Raw genomic sequence first — 21,118 nt, 5'->3', positions numbered from 1 at the left:
CACAGTATATAGGTCCGGGAGTGGAATTGTCAAACAGCGATGAAATTCACGGCGAGCAGGAATTCATCGACGGTCTGTACGCACGCGTGGACGCGCTGCGCGGCGCCACCGAGGACTCCGTCACGGACGCGCTCGGGCAGGGCAACACGCCCATGCAGGCCCGGCTGGAGCGGGACATCCTGGTCGCCGAGCGCTCGGGGCTGCTCGCCGCGCTGAACGCCGTGGACGGCTCGCTCTGCTTCGGCCGGATCGACCTGACCTCCGGGGTCCGGCACCACATCGGCCGGATCGGCATCCGCGCCGACGACGCCGACCTCACCCCGATCCTGATCGACTGGCGGGCCGACGTCGCCCGCCCCTTCTACCTCGCCACCGGCCACACCCCGATGGGCCTGCGCCGCCGCCGGCACCTCACCACCGACGGCCGCCGGGTCACCGCCCTGCACGACGAGATCCTCGACCTCGGCGACGCCACCCGCACCGGCCACGAGGATCCGACCGGCGACGCCGTGCTGCTCGCCGCGCTCAACTCCGCGCGCACCGGGCGGATGAGCGACATCGTGCAGACCATCCAGGCCGAACAGGACGAGATCATCCGGGCACCCCATCGGGGGGTCCTGGTCGTCGAGGGCGGGCCGGGCACCGGCAAGACCGCCGTCGCGCTGCACCGGGCCGCGTATCTCCTCTACGAACACCGGGAGTTGCTCGCCAAGCGCGCCGTCCTGATCGTCGGCCCGAACCCCGCCTTCCTCGGCTACATCGGCGAGGTGCTGCCCTCCCTCGGCGAGACCGGCGTGCTGCTGGCGACCGTCGGCGAGTTGTTCCCCGGCGTGAAGGCGACCGCCACCGACAGCCGGGCCGCCGCCGCGGTGAAGGGCCGCGCCGACATGGCCGACGTCCTCGCCAGGGTCGTACGCGACTGGCAGTCGCTGCCCGACCCAGTGATCGCGATCGAGCACGACCGCGAGATCCTCATGCTCGACGACGGACTGGTCCGGGTGGCCCGCGACCGCACCCGCGAGGCCGGGCTCCCGCACAACGCGGCCCGCGAGCACTTCGAGGGGCACATCCTCAACACGCTCACCGAGATGGTCGCCGAACGCATCGGCACCGACCCCTTCGACGGCAGCAACCTGCTCGACCCCAGCGACATCACGCAGATCCGCGACGAACTGGCCGAGAACCCCGAAGTCTGGGCCGCCATCGACCAGTTGTGGCCGCGGCTGACCCCGCAGTACCTCGTCGCGGACTTCCTCGCCGACCCTGTGGGCTATGTCTCCGACGACGACGCGGACGCCGTCCGCCGCCCGGTGACCCGCGAGTGGACCGTGGCGGACGTACCGCTGCTCGACGAGGCGGCCGAACTCCTCGGCCGGGACGACCGGGTGGTGCGGGCGCGGGCCGAGCGCGAGCGCGCCGAGCAAGTGTCGTTCGCCCAGGGCGTGTTGGACGTGTCCTTCGCGTCCCGGACCTTCGAGTTCGAGGACAAGGAGGAGGACGACCCCGAGGGCTCCGAGGTGCTGTCCGCGCACGACATCATCGACGCCGAACGCTTCGCCGAGCGGCACGAGGAGGAGGACCACCGCAGCGCCGCCGAGCGCGCGGCGGCCGACCGCACCTGGGCCTTCGGCCACATCATCGTCGACGAGGCGCAGGAACTCTCCCCGATGGCCTGGCGGTTGCTCATGCGGCGCAGCCCCACCCGCTCGATGACCCTGGTCGGCGACCCGGCCCAGACGGCCGAGCCGGCGGGCGTCGGCTCCTGGTCCCAGATCCTCGCCCCCTACGTCGAGGACCGCTTCACCCACACCCGCCTCGGCGTCAACTACCGCACCCCCGCCGAGATCATGGACCTCGCGGCGGCCGTCGTCCGCGCCGAGAACCCCGGCTTCGAACCGCCGAGTTCGGTGCGGTCCACGGGTGTACGGCCCTGGGTACGGGCAACTGACGACCTCCCCGGCGCCGTAGCGAAGGCCGTCGGCGAACTGACCCCCTCCGAGGGCCGGTTGGCCGTCATCGCCCCGCGCGACCTGCACCGCCGGCTGGCCGCGCGCCTGGACGGCGTGACGGCGGGCGCGGAGCCGGACCTGACGCGGACCGTCGTCCTGCTCGACCCGCGCCAGGCCAAGGGCCTGGAGTTCGACTCAGTGCTCGTCGTCGAGCCGGGGCGGTACGGCACGAGCGACCTGTACGTGGCGTTGACCCGGGCCACGCAGCGGCTCGGCGTGGTGCACACGGGACCGCTGCCGCGCGCGCTCACCGAAGTGCCGGAGCTGTTCTAGGCCGGGCGCAGCCAGACCGTCGCCAGCGGTGGCAGCGTAAGGCGGATGCTTGCCGACCGGCCGTGCCAGGCGGTGGGTTCCGGCTTGACGGGGTCGGGGTTGGTGACGTCGCTGCCGCCGTAGAGCGCGGTGTCGGTGTTGAGGGTCTCGTGCCAGGCGGGGGTGTCGTCGGGGACGCCCAGGCGGTAGTCGTGGCGGACGACGGGGGAGAAGTTGCTGACGGCTAGGAGGGGGGTGCCGTCGGTGTCGTAGCGGAGGAAGGCGAAGACGTTGTCCTCGGCGGCGTCGCCCGTTATCCACTGGAAGCCGGCGGGGGTGGTGTCCAGCTGCCAGAGCGAAGGGGTGTGGCGGTAGACCGTGTTGAGGTCGCGGACCAGGTCGCGTACGCCCCGGTGGTCGGCCTCCGCGCCGTAGGCCGGGTCGAGGAGCCACCAGTCGGGGCCGTGGGTCTCGGACCATTCGGCGCCCTGGGCGAACTCCTGGCCCATGAAGAGGAGTTGCTTGCCCGGGTGGGCCCACATGAAGGCGAGGTAGGCGCGGAGGTTGGCGCGCTGCTGCCACCAGTCGCCGGGCATTTTGGAGACCAACGAGCCCTTGCCGTGGACCACTTCGTCGTGGGAGATCGGGAGGACGTAGTTCTCGCTGTACGCGTACACCATGGAGAACGTCATCTCGCCGTGGTGGTGCTTGCGGTGGACGGGCTCGTGCGACATGTAGTCGAGCGAGTCGTGCATCCAGCCCATGTTCCACTTGAACCCAAAGCCGAGGCCGCCGGTGTCGGTGGGGCGGGTGACGCCGTCCCAGGCGGTGGATTCCTCGGCGATGGTCACGACACCGGGGACGCGCCGGTACACGGTCGCGTTCATCTCCTGGAGGAAGGCGACGGCGTCCAGGTTCTCCCGGCCGCCGTGCTCGTTCGGGGTCCACTGGCCCGGCTCGCGCGAGTAGTCGAGGTAGAGCATCGAGGCGACCGCGTCCACGCGCAGGCCGTCGATGTGGAACTCCTCGCACCAGTACACGGCGTTCGCCACCAGGAAGTTGCGCACCTCACGGCGGCCGAAGTCGAACTCCAGGGTGCCCCAGTCGGGGTGGGCGGCGCGCAGCGGATCCTCGTGCTCGTACAGGGGGCGGCCGTCGAACTCGGCCAACGCCCAGTCGTCGCGCGGGAAATGGGCCGGCACCCAGTCCATCAGGACGCCGATACCGGCCTGGTGCAGGGCGTCGACCAGGAACTTGAAGTCGTCCGGGGTGCCGAGGCGGGCCGTCGGGGCGTAGAAGCCGGTGACCTGGTAGCCCCAGGAACCGCCGAAGGGATGCTCGGCGACCGGCATCAGCTCTACGTGGGTGAAGCCCAAGTCCTTGACGTAGGCCGGGAGTTGCTCGGCCAGCTGACGGTACGTCAGGCCAGGCCGCCAGGACGCGAGGTGGATCTCGTAGACGGAGAACGGCGCCTCGTGGGACGGGACTTCGGTGCGGCCCGCGAGCCACTCCTCGTCGGCCCACACGTGGTGCGAGGCCGTGACGATGGAGGACGTGGCGGGCGGGACCTCGGTGCGGCGGGCCATCGGGTCGGCGCGCAGCGTCTTGGAACCGTCGGGCCTGGTGATCTCGAACTTGTACAGCTCGCCCTCGCCGATGCCCGGCATGAACAGTTCCCAGACACCGGTGGCGCCGAGCGAGCGCATCGGGGCGCCCGTGCCGTCCCAGAAGTTGAAGGTGCCCGCCAGCCGTACACCCTGTGCGTTCGGCGCCCACACCGTGAAGCGGGTGCCGGTGACCCCCTGGTGCGTCATCGGCTCCGCGCCGAGCGCCTGCCACAGCTGCTCGTGCCGGCCCTCGCCGATCAGATGCAGGTCCAGGTCACCGAGCGCGGGCAGGAAACGGTACGCGTCCTCGGTGTCCTGCACGGTGCCGTCGTAGGCCACGAGCAGCCGGTACTCCGGCACGTCCGGGAGCGGGAGCAGCCCGGAGAAGAAGCCGTCCCCGTCGTCGTGCAGCTCGGTCGTCGAGCCGCCCGTCACGACGGTCACGCCGAGCGCGAACGGCCGGAACACCCGGAACGCGACGCCGCCGGGGACCGGGTGGGCGCCGAGGACGGAGTGCGGGGCGTGGTGGGTGCCGTGGAGGAGGCGGTCGCGGTCCAGGGCATCGAGGGCAGGGGATATGGCGATCTCCGGTGCGGGTGCGGGTGCGGGTGCGGGGGGTGCGGACGGCGTGGGCGTGGCGGTGGGTGCGGGTGCGGGTGTGGTCGATTCGGTGCGCGTGTCGGCGGTCACCGTCTCGTGTGCGGCCTTCTCGGCGGCGGCGCTCGTCTTCTTGGCTGACGCCCTGTCCACGGAGGTCTTCTTCTCGGACGCCTTCTTCAGCGCGTTCTTCTTCGTCGACTTCTTCTTCCCGGCACCCTTCTTGGCCGTCGCCTTCTTCGCGGCGGCCTTCTTCTTCGGATCCGGACCGTTGGACGACGGGGTGCGCGGGGTCACGGCGGGGCCTCCTGGGCGGGGTGGGTCAGGTGGTCGGGTTGGCGAGGCGGCGTACGGCGGAGAGCGGGACCGGGAGCCAGTCGGGGCGGTGCCGGGCCTCGTAGACGACCTCGTAGACCGCCTTGTCCGTCTCGTACGCGCGCAGCAGGACGGGGTCGGTGCGCGGGTCCGCGTCGGCGATCTCCGCGTACCCGGAGCAGTACGCGGCCCGGCACCGCGCCGCCCAGCCCGGGGCCGGCGGGTCGGCGGAGTGGGCCGCGTAGTCGAAGGACCGCAGCATCCCCGCGATGTCCCGCACCGGCGGCTGCGGCAGCCGGCGCTCCGCCAGCGGCCGGGACGGCTCGCCCTCGAAGTCGATCAGCGACCACTCCCCGGACGGCGAGCGCAGGCACTGGCCCAGGTGCAGGTCGCCGTGGATGCGCTGGGCGGTCCAGGTGTGCCCCTCGGCCGCGAGATCGGCCAGCGCCGAGAACGCCGTACGCAGCCCGGGCGCGTACGGCCGCAGCGCGGGCACCGCCTGGGCCGCCGCGTCGAGCCGCTCGGTCATGCCCGTGACCAGCAGGTCCAGCTGGACGCGGCCCAGGGTCGCGGTCGGCAGCGCCCGGGCCAGTGCCACATGGACCTCGGCCGTGGCCCGCCCCAGCGCCCGTGCCTCCGCGCAGAACTCCTCGCCCTTGCGCAGCTCGCGCAGCGCCAGCTCCCAGCCGTCGGTCGCGCCCCGTACGAACGGCTGGAGCACCCCGAGGACGTACGGCTCCCCGGCGAACTCCGCCCGCAGCCACGCCGTCGGCGCGGGCACCCGGGGACAGCCCTCCAGGGCGAGGGCGAGCGGGAGTTCCAGGTCGGGGTTGGTGCCGGGGACGATCCGGCGCAGCAGCTTCAGGATGAACCGGTCGCCGTAGACGACGGACGAGTTGGACTGCTCGGCGGTCATCAGGCGGGGGGCCAGGCCGGCCGCGATCTCCTGGCCCGGGTCCCGTTCGAAGCGCAGCCCGCCGATGTGGGCCTGGGTGCGCAGCGCCTCCAGGAGCACCTCGGCGGGCCGGGGGTCGTACAGGGCCTCGTACACCGTGCGGCCGGCGAGCGGGCCCTCCTCCACATGTCCGATCAGCGCGGGCGCGAGCCGGGGCGGCAGCGCCTCGCGCACACCTATGAGCAGCTGGTAGCAGTCGCCGGGCGCGGGTGACTGATGGGCGCGGACCAGCAGGTGGTAGAGGCCGAGCGTGCCGTCCGCCGGCAGCAGCTCGGTGGCGGCCACCAGCGAGAAACCGGTGACGGGACGGCCCTTGCCCGCGAACCACCGCTGCCTCGGCAGCCACTCCCGCAGGAGGGGGTCGAGGGACGCGAGGAGGCCGGGACCGGGACTGGTCCGGCCGGAAAGTGTGACAGTTTCCGCCATGGCGTCACGTTCCTTTCCCCGGGGTGGTCGGGGTGTCACTGTTGCGTGCCCCGGGCGGGGCGGAAGAAACCGAAACCGGATCCTCCCGCCCCACGGGGTGACTAGGCGGCTTCCTTGCGGAGCCGGAACCAGTAGAAGCCGTGCCCCGCCAGCGTCAGCAAGTACGGCAGCTCTCCTACGGCCGGAAAGCGCACCCCGCCGAACAGCTCGACCGGATGCCTTCCATTGAACGCCCGCAGGTCGAGTTCCGTCGGCTGCGCGAACCGGGAGAAGTTGTTCACGCACAGGACCAGGTCGTCCTCGTACTCGCGCAGGAAGGCGATCACCGCGGGATTCGACGACGGCAGTTCCCGGTACGAGCCGAGGCCGAACGCCAGGTTCTGCTTGCGGATCTCGATCATGCGGCGGGTCCAGTGCAGCAGCGAGGAGGGCGACGACATCGACGCCTCGACGTTGGTGACCTGGTAGCCGTAGACGGGGTCCATGATGGTCGGCAGCGACAGCCGGCCGGGGTCACAGGACGAAAAACCTGCGTTGCGATCAGGTGTCCACTGCATGGGGGTGCGGACGGCGTCGCGGTCGCCGAGCCAGATGTTGTCGCCCATGCCGATCTCGTCGCCGTAGTAGAGGATCGGCGAGCCGGGCAGCGACAGGAGCAGGGCGGTGAACAGCTCGATCTGGTTGCGGTCGTTGTCCAGGAGCGGGGCCAGGCGCCGTCGGATGCCGATGTTGGCGCGCATCCGCGGGTCCTTGGCGTACTCGGCCCACATGTAGTCGCGTTCCTCGTCGGTGACCATCTCCAGGGTCAGCTCGTCGTGGTTGCGCAGGAAGATGCCCCACTGGCAACCGGAGGGAATCGCGGGGGTCTTGGCGAGGATTTCCGAGACGGGATACCTGGACTCCCGGCGGACTGCCATGAAGATGCGGGGCATGACGGGGAAGTGGAACGCCATGTGGGCTTCGTCGCCGCCGCTCTGGAAGTCGCCGAAGTAGTCGACGACGTCCTCGGGCCACTGGTTCGCCTCCGCCAGCACCACCGTGTCGGGGTACTGGGCGTCGATCTCCTTCCGCACCCGCTTCAGGAACTCGTGGGTTGCCGGAAGGTTTTCGCAGTTGGTGCCCTCGGCCGCGAAGAGGTAGGGCACGGCGTCGAGGCGGAAGCCGTCGATGCCCAGGTCCAGCCAGAACTTCAGCGCCGAGATGATCTCTTCCTGCACGGCCGGGTTCTCGTAGTTGAGGTCCGGCTGGTGGGAGAAGAAGCGGTGCCAGAAGTACTGTTTGCGGACCGGGTCGAAGGTCCAGTTGGAGGCTTCGGTGTCGACGAAGATGATGCGGGCGTCGGGGTACTGCTTGTCGTCGTCGGCCCACATGTAGTAGTCGCCGTAGGGGCCTTCGGGGTCGCGGCGGGATTCCTGGAACCACGGGTGCTGGTCGCTGGTGTGGTTCATGACGAAGTCGATGATGACCCGCATGCCCCGCTGGTGTGCGGAGTCCACGAAGTCCACGAAGTCCGCGAGGTCGCCGAACTCGGGGAGGACGGCGGTGTAGTCGGAGACGTCGTAACCGCCGTCGCGCAGGGGGGATTTGAAGAACGGCGGGAGCCAGAGGCAGTCGATGCCGAGCCACTGGAGGTAGTCGAGTTTGGCGGTGATGCCCTTGAGGTCACCGATGCCGTCGCCGTTGCTGTCCTGGAAGGAGCGGACCAGGACCTCGTAGAAGACGGCGCGTTTGAACCACTCGGGGTCCCGGTCCTTGGCGGGAGTGTCCTCGAAGGTGTCCGGGACGGGCTCGTTGACGATCATATTGTGGGTGACCCTCCGATCTGCGGGGACGGTCGCAGGACGGTGAGGATGTGTGCGGGCCGGTTGCCCGGTTCCAGGCGCACATAGTTGGCCCTGCCCCAGTGATAGGTCTCACCGGTGAGCTCGTCGCGCACCGGCACCGACTCGTGCCATTCCAGGCCGAGTTGCGGCATGTCCAACGAGACCGTGGCCTCCTGGGTGTGGTGGGGGTCCAGGTTCACAACCACCAGAACCGTGTTCGAACCACTCCGCTTCGAGTAGGCGATCACCGCCTCCTGGTCCGTGTGATGGAACTGGAGGTCGCGCAACTGCCGCAACGCCGGGCTACGGCGCCGGACGTCGTTCAGCTTGCCCAGCAATGGCGCGATGCTACGTCCTTCCCGCTCGGCCGACGCCCAGTCGCGCGGCCGGAGTTGGTACTTCTCGGAGTCCAGATACTCCTCGCTACCGGCCCGTAGCGGAGCGTTCTCGCACAACTCATACCCGCTGTACACCCCCCAGGTCGGCGCGAGCGTCGCCGCGAGCACCGCGCGGAGTTCGAAGGCGGGTCGGCCGCCGTGCTGGAGGAACTCGTGGAGGATGTCGGGGGTGTTGACGAAGAAGTTGGGCCGCATGTAGGCGGCCGCCTCGCCCGACAACTCGCTGAGGTAGTCGGTGAGTTCCTGTTTGGTGTTGCGCCAGGTGAAGTAGGTGTACGACTGCTGGAAGCCGACCTGGGCGAGGGTGGCCATCATCGCGGGGCGGGTGAACGCCTCGGCCAGGAAGATCACGTCCGGGTCGGTGGCGTTGACGTCGGCGATGACCCGCTCCCAGAACACCACCGGCTTGGTGTGCGGGTTGTCGACGCGGAAGATCCGCACCCCGTGGTCCATCCAGTGCCGCAGCACCCGCAGGGTTTCTGCGACCAGGCCGTCGAGGTCCCGGTCGAAGGCGATGGGGTAGATGTCCTGGTACTTCTTCGGCGGGTTCTCCGCGTACGCGATCGTCCCGTCGGGGCGGTGGTGGAACCACTCGGGGTGCTTGTCCACCCAGGGGTGGTCCGGCGAGCACTGGAGGGCGAAGTCGAGCGCGATCTCCAGGCCCAGCTCGGTCGCCCGTGCGACGAACGCGTCGAAGTCCTCCAGCGTCCCGAGGCGGGGGTGGATCGCGTCGTGGCCGCCCTCCGGGGAGCCGATCGCCCAGGGCACGCCGACGTCCTCGGGACCGGCGGACAGCGTGTTGTTCGGGCCCTTGCGGAACGTCGTCCCGATCGGATGGATCGGCGGGAGATACACCACGTCGAAGCCCATCGCCGCGATGCCCGCGAGCCGCTTCGCCGCCGTGCGGAACGTGCCGTGGGGCTCGGCCGCCGTGCCCTCGGAGCGGGGGAAGAACTCGTACCAGGAGCCGTACAGCGCCCGCTCCCGCTCCACCAACAGCGCGCGCGGCTCGGAGGCCGTGATCAGGTCCCGCAGGGGATACCGGGCGAGGACCTGGTCCACCTCCGGTGTCAGCGCGGCGGCGAGGCGGGCCGAGGCGGGGCGGGTCTCGTCGCGGAGGGCCGTGACCGCGGTGCGGAGGAGGGGCCGGAGGCCCTTGCCCTTCGGCACCCCGGCGATGGCGCGTTCGTAGAGGCGCGCGCCCTCCTCCAGGACCAGGTCCGTGTCCATCCCGGCCGGGATCTTGATCCCCGCGTGATGGCGCCAGGTGGAGACCGGATCGCTCCAGGCCTCCACGACGTACGACCAGTGGCCCGGCGCGTCCGGCGTGACCTCGGCGCCCCAGCGGTCGGTGCCCGGGGCGAGCTCCCGCATCGGGGTCCAGGGGCCGGGGCGGCCGTCCGGGTCGTACAGGACGACGTTGGCGGCGACCGCGTCGTGGCCCTCGCGGAAGACGGTGGCCGAGACCTCGAACGTCTCACCGGTGACCGCCTTGGCGGCCCGGTGGCCGTGCTGGACGACCGGCCGGACATCGAGGACGGGGATGCGTCCGATGCCGGGGGGCGTGCCGACCGCGGAGGGTGGCTCCGGGGCGGGTGGTGCCGTGCCGGCGGGGCGCACGGGGGGCGTGGCCGTGCCGGGTGTCGGGGGTGCTGACGAGTGGTGCGTGGCGGGCATGACCGCTCCTGTCCGCGTCAACGTGGGTATGGGCGGATGGATGTGGGGAGGTGGGTCCTGCGAAGGAGATCCCGTACTGCGTCTGGGGGTGTACCGGTGGAGCCTTCCCACCCTATTCCGGTTGGCAATCCGGCAGGTTGCCAACTACTTACGCGCAGGTCTCCACAAATGATCCGGCCCCGTCCTGGGCGAACGGGGCCGGAGCCGTCACTCCCGCACTACGACCGCGGTACTTGCAGAAGTTTGTCCGGCGAACCGAGCCCTTCACCGGACACCTTGCCGGAAACCGCTCCCGCGACGAGCGCCTTGGACACCTGTGCGGGTGTGGCGCGTGGGTGAGTGCCGAGATAGACCGCCGCCGCGCCGGCCGCGTGCGGTGACGCCATCGACGTGCCGGAGAAGGTGGCCTTCGCTGTGTCGCTCGTGTACGTCGCGGAGGTGATCGAGACGCCCGGGGCGAACAGGTCGACGGCCGGGCCGAAGTTCGAGAAGGCCGCCCGGGCGTCGGTGCGGTCGGTGGCGCCGACCGTGATCGCCTCCTTCACGTCGGCGGGGGAGTAGAGACCGGCCGACAGCCCGTCGTTGCCCGCCGCCACCGTGTAGGTGACTCCGGAGGCGATCGAGTTGCGTACGGCGGCGTCGAGCTGGGCGTTGTGGTAGCCGCCGAGGCTGAGATTGGCGACCGCCGGTTTGTGCGCGTGCCGGGTGACCCAGTCGATCCCCGCGATGACCTGCGAGGTCGTACCGGCCCCGTTGTTGTCCAGAACCCGGACGGCGACCACCTTGGCCTTCTTGGCGACGCCGTACGTGGAGCCGACGATCGTGCCGGCCACATGCGTGCCGTGGCCGTTGCCGTCCTGGGCGGTGGCGTCGTCGTCGACGAAGTCCCAGCCGTAGCTCGCCCGGCCGCCGAAGTCCTTGTGGGTGATGCGGATGCCGGTGTCGATCACGTACACCGTCACCCCGCTGCCCCCGGAGTCCGGCGAGGTGTAGCTCTTGTCCAGCGGCAGGCTCGGCTGGTCGAGGCGGTCCAGGCCCCAGGACGGCGGGTTGCGCTCGGTGCGGCCGACGCTGTCCAGGGTCACGCGGGTGTCCTGGGCGACCGAGGCGACCCGCGGGTCCGCCGCGAGGCGTCTCGCCTGTCTCTCGTTCGCCTCGACGGCGTAGCCGTTCATGGCCGTGCCGTAGGTGTGGCTTATTTTCGCCCCGTACTTCTCGGCGAGCCCCTTGCCGGCCGCCGACGGAGCCTCTGTTCCCCCCTTGAGTGTCACCAGGTAACTGCCGCTGACGGTGCCGGGTGCGCCGGCGCCGAGTATGGTCCCCTCCGGTGCGGCGTGCGCGGGCAGGGTGATGGCCGAAAACACCACGGCTGTGGCGACCGCGGTCAGTCCCCCCGCCCGGCGCAGACGCCGCGTACGCGTCCGTGCCATGGTCGAGTTCCCCTCCTTCAACTCTCCACTGGGCAGCCTCTCGTGCGGTGCGAAGCACCACAAGGGCGCATGAGGGGCCCTTTTCGGCCCAGGACGGCTCATCTTCGGCGGGGGCCGTCAGTCACCGGCGACGCCCGCACCATCGCCGGTACCGTCTTCAGAGACGACGACGCACATTGCCGTGTGTCATCCAGCGAACGCGCAAGGTGGAGCTGTGAAGGCGATCCGTCGATTCACCGTCCGTCCCGTTCTCCCCGAACCCCTCCGGCCGCTCAGCGATCTCGCGCGCAACCTGCGCTGGTCCTGGCACGCGGAAACCCGCGATCTCTTCCAGTCCGTCGATCCCGAGCGCTGGACCGCCTCGGAAGGCGATCCGGTACGACTGCTCGGCAGCGTGTCCGCCGAGCGGCTCGCGGAGCTGGCCGAGGACCACCGCTTCCTGCGCCGGCTCACCGAGGTGGCCGGCGATCTCGCCGACTATGTGGGCGGCGACCGCTGGTACCAGGCCCAGTCCGGTGAACTGCCCGCCGCCGTCGCCTACTTCTCACCCGAGTTCGGCGTGACGGCCGCCCTGCCCCAGTACTCCGGCGGCCTCGGCATCCTCGCCGGCGACCATCTCAAGTCGGCCAGCGACCTCGGCGTACCGCTCATCGGCGTCGGACTCCTCTACCGGCACGGCTACTTCCGCCAGTCCCTGTCCCGGGACGGCTGGCAGCAGGAGACCTATCCCGTCCTCGACCCCAACGAACTCCCGGTGGCACTGCTCCGGGAGGCCGACGGCTCCCCGGCCCAGGTCGCCATCGCCCTGCCCGGCGGACGCTCGCTGCGCGCCCGGATCTGGCTCGCGCAGGTCGGCCGGGTGCCGCTGCTGATGCTCGACTCCGACGTCGAGGAGAACGACCTCGGCGCCCGCGGGGTGACCGACGTCCTCTACGGCGGCGGCAGCGAACACCGGCTCCTCCAGGAGATGTTGCTCGGCATAGGAGGTGTGCGGGCCGTACGCACGTACTGTCGCCTCACCGGTCACCCCGAGCCCGAGGTCTTCCACACCAACGAGGGCCACGCGGGCTTCCTCGGCCTGGAGCGGATCGCCGAACTCTGCGACGCCGGGCTGGACTTCGACGCGGGCCTGGAAGCGGTACGGGCCGGCACGGTCTTCACCACGCACACCCCCGTCCCGGCCGGAATCGACCGCTTCGACCGGGAGTTGGTCGCCACCCACTTCGGCCCGGACGCCGAACTCCCGCGCATGGACGTCGGAAACATCCTCCGCCTGGGCATGGAGACCTACCCGGGCGGCGAACCCAACCTGTTCAACATGGCCGTGATGGGCCTGCGCCTTGGCCAACGTGCCAACGGCGTCTCGCTGTTGCACGGGCAGGTCAGCCGCGAGATGTTCTCCGGCCTGTGGCCGGGCTTCGACCCGGAGGAGGTGCCGATCACCTCCGTCACCAACGGCGTGCACGCCCCGACCTGGGTCGCCCCCGAGGTGTTCCGGCTCGGCGCCCGGCAGATCGGCGCCCAGCGCACCGAGGACGCGATGTCGGTCGGCGGCTCCGACCGCTGGGACGCGGTCGCGGAGATCCCGGACCAGGACATCTGGGCGCTCCGGCGCGATCTGCGCGAGCAGCTGGTCGTGGAGGTACGGGAGCGGCTGCGCGCCTCCTGGCGTCAACGCGGCGCGGGATCCGCCGAGTTGGGCTGGATCGACGGCGTGCTCGACCCCGACGTCCTCACCATCGGCTTCGCGCGCCGCGTCCCGTCGTACAAACGCCTGACGCTGATGCTGCGCGACCGCGACCGGCTGATGGACCTCCTCCTGCACCCGGACCACCCGATCCAGATCGTGGTGGCGGGCAAGGCGCACCCGGCGGACGACGGCGGCAAGCGCCTCGTCCAGGAACTGGTGAAGTTCGCGGACGACCCGCGCGTCCGCCACCGCATCGTGTTCCTCCCCGACTACGGCATGGCGATGGCGCAGAAGCTGTACCCCGGCTGCGACATCTGGCTCAACAACCCGCTCCGCCCGCTGGAGGCCTGTGGCACCAGCGGGATGAAGGCCGCGCTCAACGGCTGCCTCAACCTCTCGGTCCTGGACGGCTGGTGGGACGAGTGGTTCCAGCCCGACTTCGGCTGGGCCATCCCCACGGCCGACGGCACCGGCACGGACCCCGACCACCGCGACGACGTGGAGGCCGCGGCGCTCTACGACCTCCTGGAGCAGCGCGTGACCCCGCGCTTCTACGAGCGCGGCCAGGACGGGCTGCCCGACCGCTGGATCGAGATGGTCCGCCAGACACTGACGTTGCTCGGCCCGAAGGTCCTGGCCGGCCGGATGGTCCGCGAGTACGTGGAGCGGCTGTACGCCCCGGCCGCGCACGCGCACCGCGCGATGACCCCGGACGCGGCGCGTGAACTCGCCGCGTGGAAGGGGCGGGTGCGGGCGGCTTGGCACGGGGTGTCCGTAGACCACGTGGAGACGTCGGCGGCTACGGCCACCGCCGAACTCGGTACGACGCTGAATCTGCGGGTGCGGGTCGGCCTGGGCGGCCTGGCCCCGGACGACGTCGAAGTGCAGGCGGTGTCGGGGCGGGTGGATCCCGAGGACCGGATCGGGGACGGGGTGGCTGTGCCGCTCAAGCCGGTCGGCGGTCCGGATGCGGAGGGGCACTGGTTGTTCGAGGGGCCGCTTTCCCTTGATCGGACCGGGCCCTACGGATATACGGTCCGGATTCTGCCCGCGCATCGACTGCTGGCGTCCAGTGCGGAGTTGGGGCTTGTGGCGGTGCCTTCGGAGGATGGGGTGGAGGGAGCCGGGGTTTTGATGCGGTAGTGCTTCGGCTGCGGGCCGGTGGGGGCTGGTCGCGCCCACGCGGCGGAGCCGCAAATGTCACAGCCCCGCGCCCCTAAGGGGCCTCGCGGCCCTTAGGGGCGCGAGGCCCCTTTAGGGACGCAGGCCCCTCACACCTCCGAGTACGGCGCGCACATCTGCCGCAGCGTGCTGCCCATCCGCCTCGCGTACGCGTGCTGCAAGCCCCGTGTCGCCGGACCGCCCAGGCGGGCGTACCACTTCGCGCCGCGGCTGAAGGCCGAGACCGTCAGCCAGACCGTGCCGTCGCCCGTGCGGTCGACCACGAAGGCCTCCTCGCCGCATTCGGGGTGGCCGGGGAGCGTGCCGTAGGCCCAGCCGGATCTGCGGTGTTCCTCGGCCGTCCAGACTATGCGGCAGGGGGCCTTGATCAGGCCGGCCAGGGTGACCGTCACGTCCACGCCGGGGGCGGCCTTGTCGGCGCTCGCCTCGATGCCGACGCCCAGCTCGCGGTGCAGCTCCCAGGTGAGGAGCGCGTCGGACGCCCGGCGGAAGACCTTCTCGCCCTCGCCGATCCGGGTGCGCACAAACAGGGGGTGGAAGCCCGGGGGGCAGAAGCCGCGTTCGCGGGTCGCGCCGACGTCGTCGTACGTGAAGGACATGGGACCCAAGAGTAGGGCGGTACCCGGAGATGCCTTCGCTCCGGGTACCGCCCTTACCGCTTGGCTGTCAACTCGGCGGCTGTCAGGTGACGTTGACGGCCGTCCAGGTCGCCGCGACCGCGGCGTACTCGGCGGAGCCGGAGCCGTAGAGCGCGGCTGCGGCGCTCAGGGTGCCGGTGCGGGCCGCCTTGTAGTTGGTGGTCGACGTGAAGTACGTCGTCAGTGCCTTGTACCAGATCTGCAGCGCCTTGGCGCGGCCGATGCCGGCGAGGGTGGCGCCGTTGTACGTCGGGGAGTTGTAGGCCACCCCGTTGATGGTCTTCGAACCGCTGCCCTCGGAGAGGAGGTAGAAGAAGTGGTTCGCGACGCCCGACGAGTAGTGCACGTCGAGGTTGCCGACCGAGGAGGACCAGTAGTTGGCGGAGCCGCCGTCCTTGCTGGGCTGGTCCATGTAGCGCAGCGGGGTGCCGTCGCCGTTGATGTTGATCTTCTCGCCGATGAGGTAGTCACCCGGGTCGGACGAGTTGGCGGCGTAGAACTCGACGCCGGTGCCGAAGATGTCGGAGGTCGCCTCGTTCAGGCCGCCGGACTCACCGGAGTAGTTGAGGCCCGCGGTGTTGGCGGTGACGCCGTGGCTCATCTCGTGGCCGGCCACGTCGAGCGAGGTCAGCGGGTGGGTGTTGCTGGACCCGTCGCCGTAGGTCATGCAGAAGCAGTCGTCGTCCCAGAACGCGTTGACGTACGAACTGCCGTAGTGGACACGGGAGTAGGCGCCGACGCCGTCGTTCTTGATGCCGCTGCGGCCGAACGTGGCCTTGTAGAAGTCCCAGGTCTCCTGGGCGCCGTAGGCGGCGTCCGCGGCGGCGGTCACGTCGGTGGTGGAGCTGGACGCGGCGCCGGTGCCCCACGTGTTGGTCGTGTTGGTGAACAGGGTGCCGGTGCCGGAGCTGGTGGTGTGCTTGAGGTTGTACGTCTTGTGGCCGCCGCGCGAGGCGTCGGTCAGCGAGTACGTCGTGCCCGACAGTGTGGTGGTGAGGCTGACCGTGCCCGAGTACAGGGTCTTGCCGGTGCCGGTGGCGTTCTCGATGCCCTGGTACTCGAAGAGCTTCTTGCCGGTGGCCGCGTCGGTGATGACGTGCAGCTTGTTCGGGGTGCCGTCGTCCTGGAGGCCGCCGACGACCGTCTCGTAGGCGAGGACGGGGCTCGCGCCGCCGGCCCAGATGACCTTGCGGGCACCGTCGGCGGCGGTCTTGTCCGAACCGGCGGCCTTGGCGGCGGTCAGCGCCTGCTTCTCGGCCTTGGCGACGGTGATCTTCGGCGTGACCGTGGCGACCTTGATGGCCGCCGAGTGCGCCTTGGTGACACCCTCCGTCTTTCCGGCCGGCGAGGTGTGGACGACCAGGTCGCCACCGAGGACCGGGAGGCCCGCGTAGGTCCGCTCGTAGCGGGTGTGCACCGTGCCGTCGACATCCTTGACGACGTCCTTGACGACCAGCTTCTCCTTGGTGCCGAGGCCTATCTGCGTGGCCGTCTCGGCCGCGTCGGCCTGCTTCTCCTTGACCAGCGCGGTGCGCGCGGCGTTGGAGAGCAGCTGCGGGGCGGCGGCGAGGGGGGCCGCCTTGCCCGTGGCGGGCTGGGCGGAGGCACCGGTGCTGACACCGGTGGCGAGCAGGGCGCCTGCGGCCACCGCGGTGGCGATGGCCAGGGTGGTGCGCTTGTGACGCGCGTAGAGGGGGGTCACGCGAGCTCCTCTGTGGGGGAGTCCGGCAGTGTGGGGTTACTGACCGGAGCGGTTGTGAAATTGCTGTGCTGAAGCGGCGTGAGGGAAGACTTGCATCAGGGGCGCGTACATGTCAGGACCCCGAAGTGATGTTGGCTGAAAATCGACTGTCCGGTGAACGTTGCGGCCATGTAAACGTCCACAACAGAGCGCCGCCCCGGAGTTGAAACCCCGAGGCGGCGCTCAGTTCGTGCGGCCGGAACTGGACGGCTGGTTTTTACGGGAACGTCAACTTCCAGCTGTTGATGTATCCCGTGTCCTGTGCTGCCACGTCCTGGACCTTCAACTTCCAGACGCCGTTGGCGACTTCGGAGGACGCGTTGACCGTGTAGGTCGCCTGCACGTTGTCCGCCGAGTCGGACGAGCTGGAGTTCTTCAGGCGGTACGTCGACCCGTCCGGGGCCACCAGGTCGATCACCAGGTCGCCGCGCCAGGTGTGCACGATGTCGACCGTGACCGCGAGGTTCGAGGGCGCGTTGCCGGTCCGCCCGGAGACGGTGACCGAGGAGGTGACGGCCGGTCCGTTGTCCGGAATCGACACGTCGGTCGTGTTCTCGAACGACGTACCGCCACCGCCGCCGCCACCGGAGCGCGCGCCGACCGCTACGGCCGCCCACGCGTCCTGCACCGCCTTGTACTCGGCGCCCGTAGTGCCGTACAGCTCACCGGCCGCCGCGAGCGTCCCGGTGCGGGCCGCCGCGTAGTTGGTGGTGGACGTGAACTTCGTGGTGAGCGCGCGGTACCAGATCTGCAGCGCCTTGTCCCGGCCGATCCCGGTGACCGGAAGCCCGTCCGAGGTGGGCGAGTTGTAGCTGACACCGTTGATGACCTTGGCGCCGCTGCCCTCGCTCAGCAGGTAGAAGAAGTGGTTGGCGACGCCCGAGGAGTAGTGCACGTCGAGGTTGCCGACGCCGGAGTACCAACTGTCCGCGCTGCCGCCGTCCTTGCTCGGCTTGTCCATGTAACGCAGCGGGGTGCCGTCGCCGTTGATGTCGATCTTCTCGCCGATGAGGTAGTCGCCCACGTCGGTGGAGTTGTTGGCGTAGAACTCCACGCCGGTGCCGAAGATGTCGGAGGTCGCCTCGTTCAACCCGCCGGACTCACCGGAGTAGTTGAGCCCGGCGGTGTTGGAGGTGACACCGTGGCTCATCTCGTGGCCCGCGACGTCCAGCGCTGTCAGCGGGTCCGCGTTGCCTGAGCCGTCGCCGTAGGTCATGCAGAAGCAGCTGTCGTCCCAGAACGCGTTGACGTACGAATTCCCGTAGTGGACACGGGAGTAGGCGCCGACGCCGTTGTTCTTGATGCCGCTGCGGCCGAACGTGTTCTTGTAGAAGTCCCAGGTCTCCGCCGCGCCGTAGTGCGCGTCGGCGCCGGCCGTCGCCGCGTTCGACGTGGTGCCGTTGCCCCAGGTGTTGCTGGTCTGGGAGAACAGCGTGCCGGTGCCCGAGGTGCCGTGGTTGAGGTTGTACGTCTTGTGGCCGCCGCGGTCGCCGTCGGTGAGGTTGTACGACGTGCCCGACTGGGTCGTGGTCAGCGAAACGGTGCCGCTGTACTGGGTGTTGCCCGTACCCGTGGCGTTCTCGATGCCCTGGTACTCGTACAGCTTCTTGCCGGTGGCCGCGTCGGTGATGACGTGCAGCTCGTTCGGCGTGCCGTCGTCCTGGAGGCCGCCGACGACCGTCTCGTAGGCGAGGACCGGCTTGCCGCTCGCCGCCCAGATCACCTTGCGGGCCGAGTCCGCGGCCGACTTGGTGGAGCCGAGCGCCTTGGCGCGGGAGACGGCCTGCTTCTCGGCGGTCGCGGTGGCGACGGCCGGGGTGAGGTCGGAAACCGCGATGGTGGCGTTGGTCGCCTTGATGACCCGTTCGGTGGCGCCCGAGCTGGCGGTGTCGACCACCAGGTCGCCGCCGAGGACGGGGAGTCCGGCGTAGGTGCGCTCGTAGCGGGTGTGGACCGTGCCGTCCGCGTCCTTGACGACGTCACGGGCGACGAGCGTCTCCTTGGCGCCGAGGCCGATGTCCTTGGCGGTCGCGGTCCGCGCCGACTGGGCGTCGCGGAGCAGCTCGGCGCGCTGCGAGGCGGAGAGCGAGAGGGCCATGTGCGCCGGATTCCCCTTGGCGGCAAGGGGTTTGGCCGGAGCGGCGGAGGAGGTCGCGCCCGCCTGGACGGCCGCGGCGAGCAGAGCGGTGACGCCGGCTACGGCGACTATGTGGGAGGTGCGTCTGCGCGAGGAATTGCTTCTCAACACTGACTCCTTCAGGACGGTCGCGGATCGCGCGACCAGGGGAGATCACAGGGATCACAGGAGTGAAGCTGTGGGGTTGCTGTGAAGCGCCAGTGGGAAGAGTGGCACCAGCTCGCGCTTTCTGTCAGGGGCGCGTCAGGAACTTGGCCGGAATTCGTTCGTTGTCCGGGTGTTCATGTCCGCTATACGGAGCGCCACTTGACGCTTCCTTGACCGTGAACAGAAATTTTCCCGGCCGACATGCCCCCGGAACCAACCCGAAAAAGATCCGGCACGATCCTGCCGTGCAACCGGCGGTCCTGCCGGACCGCCGCTCCCACGAGGGGAGTTGACGGTTGCAGTGATTCCTTATCCCAACTGGCTGGACGCGGGCGACAACGCCTGGCAGCTCGTCGCGGCGACACTCGTCGGACTGATGAGCATCCCCGGCATCGCGATCCTCTACGGCGGCCTGGTCCAGCGCAAGTGGGTCGTGAACACCATGTTCATGGCCTTCACCGGCTTCTCGCTGGTCCTGGTCGGCTGGGTCCTCTGGGAGTTCAAGATGGGGTTCGGCGAACCCCTGAACTCCAGCTGGCCCGGCATCCTCGGCGCGTTCGTCGGCCGCCCCGGCACCATCGTCGGTTCGGCGAGCGAACAGCAACAGGCGTGGATACCGCTCGTCAACGGCAACGACCTGATGCCGAGCTTCCACTTCCCGCAGTCCACGCTCGCCTACTTCCACTTCGCGTTCGCGGCGATCACGCCCCTGCTCTTCATGGGCAGCGTGATCGGCCGGATGAACATCCGCGCGTGGTTCCTGTTCGTCCCGCTGTGGTCGACGCTCGTCTACACGGTCAACGCCTTCCTGCTGTGGGGCGGCGGCTGGTGGGCGGCCAAGGGCGCGCTCGACTACTCCGGCGGCTACGTCATCCACCTCGCCGCGGGCACCTCGGGCTTCGTCGCGGCGGCCGTGATCGGCCCCCGCCTCGCCCGCGACCGCGCCCACGGCGTCCCCAACAACCTGCCCATGGTCGCCGTCGGCGCGGGCATCCTCTGGCTCGGCTGGAACGGCTTCAACGGCGGCGACATGTACTTCGGCGGCCACAACGCGGCGGTCGCGGTCCTCAACACCAATCTCTGTACGGCGGTTGCCCTGCTGGTCTGGGTGTTCTGGGACATGTTCGTCGGCCCGCAGCGCAAGCCGACGTTCCTCGGCGGCATCAACGGCATGATCGTCGGCCTGGTGGCGATCACCCCGGCGGCCGGCTTCGTCAGCGGGATCGGCGCGATCTACATCGGCATCATCGCGTCCTCGATCGTCTGGCTGGCCTGGAACTACCTCTCCAAGGTCCCGCCGTTCAACAAGGTCGACGACGCGCTCGGCGTCGTCTACACCCACGGCATAGCGGGCCTCGCCGGCGGCCTGCTCGTCGGCATCTTCGCCGACCCGGCGGTCGCCGTGTACCTGAACAAGGACGGCTCCACGGCCTGGTCCACCAGCGGCTGGCTCTACGGCAACTTCGACCAGCTCTGGAAACAGGCGGGTTCCGCCGGGACGGTCATCCTCTACGACGCCGTGATGACCTTCCTCATCCTCAAGGGCATCGGCCTGTTCGTGAAACTCCGGGCGCCCGACGAGGTGCTGGAGAGCGGCGACCTCGCGGTCCACGACGAGGAGGCGTACCCGACGGAGTCGGCGGTGACTTCGGCGCCGGAACCGGTGGCGGTGGCGTCGGCACCGGCTGCGGCTGCGGAGAAGGCCAAGGAACCGGACTCCAGCTGAAATGACCGGAGTTGAGGACGACCCGTGAAACTCGTCACCGCGGTCCTCCCGCCCCACCGTGTCCCGGACGTCATGAAGGCTCTCCAGTCGTTCGGGGTACGGGGAGTGACCGTGACCGAGGTGCGGTCCTACGAGCCGCGGTCCGTCCGCGTCGAGGTCTACCGGGGCAGCGAGTACCGGGTGAACCTCGCCCCGCGGCTCCGGCTGGACATCCTCACCCTCGACTTCGACGCGACCGACCTCGTCCGCGTCATCCGCGCCGCGGGCGCCCGCGGCACGGGCGGCGGCACGGTGTGGGTGACTCCGGTGGAGGAGGTGGTGAGGATCAGGACGCGGGAGAGGGGGCCGGACGCGGTGTGAGCCGCGCC

At 70.0% G+C, this 21,118-nt stretch carries 12 protein-coding genes; 4 read left to right on the top strand and 8 right to left on the bottom strand.

Annotation, left to right across the window (positions count from 1 at the left end; genetic code table 11):
• Window positions 1–26 precede the first annotated feature (26 nt).
• Window positions 27–2,282, top strand: a complete 2,256-nt coding sequence (locus ACQHII_RS15870) for a HelD family protein (RefSeq protein ID WP_427919923.1) — start codon at window positions 27–29, stop codon at window positions 2,280–2,282.
• Here the strand turns inward: ACQHII_RS15870 and glgB are convergent.
• The 5 genes from glgB to ACQHII_RS15845 all read right to left on the bottom strand — a co-directional run bounded on the left by glgB (window position 2,279) and on the right by ACQHII_RS15845 (window position 11,489).
• Window positions 2,279–4,762, bottom strand: a complete 2,484-nt coding sequence (gene glgB, locus ACQHII_RS15865) for a 1,4-alpha-glucan branching enzyme (RefSeq protein WP_427919922.1) — start codon at window positions 4,760–4,762, stop codon at window positions 2,279–2,281. The genes ACQHII_RS15870 and glgB overlap by 4 nt on opposite strands.
• Window positions 4,763–4,787: 25 nt before the next feature.
• Entirely contained in the window at window positions 4,788–6,161 is a 1,374-nt protein-coding gene (locus ACQHII_RS15860) for a maltokinase N-terminal cap-like domain-containing protein (protein WP_427919921.1), read from the bottom strand.
• Window positions 6,162–6,262: 101 nt separating this feature from the next.
• On the bottom strand, window positions 6,263–7,963 hold the full coding sequence (treS, locus tag ACQHII_RS15855; RefSeq protein ID WP_427919920.1) for a maltose alpha-D-glucosyltransferase: 1,701 nt from the start codon (window positions 7,961–7,963) through the stop codon (window positions 6,263–6,265).
• Window positions 7,960–10,059: an alpha-1,4-glucan--maltose-1-phosphate maltosyltransferase gene (locus tag ACQHII_RS15850; protein WP_427919919.1), complete on the bottom strand. Its 2,100-nt coding sequence runs from the start codon at window positions 10,057–10,059 to the stop codon at window positions 7,960–7,962. Before ACQHII_RS15850 ends, treS begins: the two co-directional genes overlap by 4 nt.
• A 218-nt stretch (window positions 10,060–10,277) precedes the next feature.
• Complete coding sequence (locus tag ACQHII_RS15845; RefSeq protein WP_427919918.1) at window positions 10,278–11,489, bottom strand: S8 family peptidase; 1,212 nt, start codon at window positions 11,487–11,489, stop codon at window positions 10,278–10,280.
• Window positions 11,490–11,703: 214 nt separating this feature from the next.
• Here ACQHII_RS15845 and ACQHII_RS15840 point away from each other — a divergent pair, with 214 nt between their 5' ends.
• Complete coding sequence (locus ACQHII_RS15840; RefSeq protein ID WP_427919917.1) at window positions 11,704–14,322, top strand: glycosyltransferase family 1 protein; 2,619 nt, start codon at window positions 11,704–11,706, stop codon at window positions 14,320–14,322.
• Window positions 14,323–14,450: 128 nt separating this feature from the next.
• Here the strand turns inward: ACQHII_RS15840 and ACQHII_RS15835 are convergent, their stop codons facing one another.
• The 3 genes from ACQHII_RS15835 to ACQHII_RS15825 all read right to left on the bottom strand — a co-directional run bounded on the left by ACQHII_RS15835 (window position 14,451) and on the right by ACQHII_RS15825 (window position 18,985).
• Window positions 14,451–14,960, bottom strand: a complete 510-nt coding sequence (locus ACQHII_RS15835; RefSeq protein WP_427919916.1) for a DUF1990 family protein — start codon at window positions 14,958–14,960, stop codon at window positions 14,451–14,453.
• A gap of 82 nt (window positions 14,961–15,042) precedes the next feature.
• Window positions 15,043–16,701: a M4 family metallopeptidase gene (locus ACQHII_RS15830; RefSeq protein ID WP_427919915.1), complete on the bottom strand. Its 1,659-nt coding sequence runs from the start codon at window positions 16,699–16,701 to the stop codon at window positions 15,043–15,045.
• Window positions 16,702–16,957: 256 nt separating this feature from the next.
• Entirely contained in the window at window positions 16,958–18,985 is a 2,028-nt protein-coding gene (locus ACQHII_RS15825; protein WP_427919914.1) for a M4 family metallopeptidase, read from the bottom strand.
• Between the two features lie 340 nt (window positions 18,986–19,325).
• Here ACQHII_RS15825 and ACQHII_RS15820 point away from each other — a divergent pair, with 340 nt between their 5' ends.
• Together ACQHII_RS15820 and ACQHII_RS15815 are read left to right on the top strand one after the other, a co-directional pair.
• Window positions 19,326–20,750, top strand: coding sequence for an ammonium transporter (locus ACQHII_RS15820; RefSeq protein WP_427919913.1), 1,425 nt, complete (start codon window positions 19,326–19,328; stop codon window positions 20,748–20,750).
• 24 nt (window positions 20,751–20,774) lie between these two features.
• The gene (locus ACQHII_RS15815) at window positions 20,775–21,110 is read left to right on the top strand and encodes a P-II family nitrogen regulator (protein WP_427919912.1); all 336 of its coding nucleotides are present in this window, start codon (window positions 20,775–20,777) and stop codon (window positions 21,108–21,110) included.
• Window positions 21,111–21,118 lie beyond the last annotated feature (8 nt).

It is taken from the genome of Streptomyces sp. cg40, from assembly GCF_050320165.1.
Lineage (GTDB): Bacteria > Actinomycetota > Actinomycetes > Streptomycetales > Streptomycetaceae > Streptomyces > Streptomyces hokutonensis.
The sequence above is the reverse complement of the archived record's forward strand: the minus strand, read 5'-3'. Positions and strand labels throughout refer to the sequence as shown.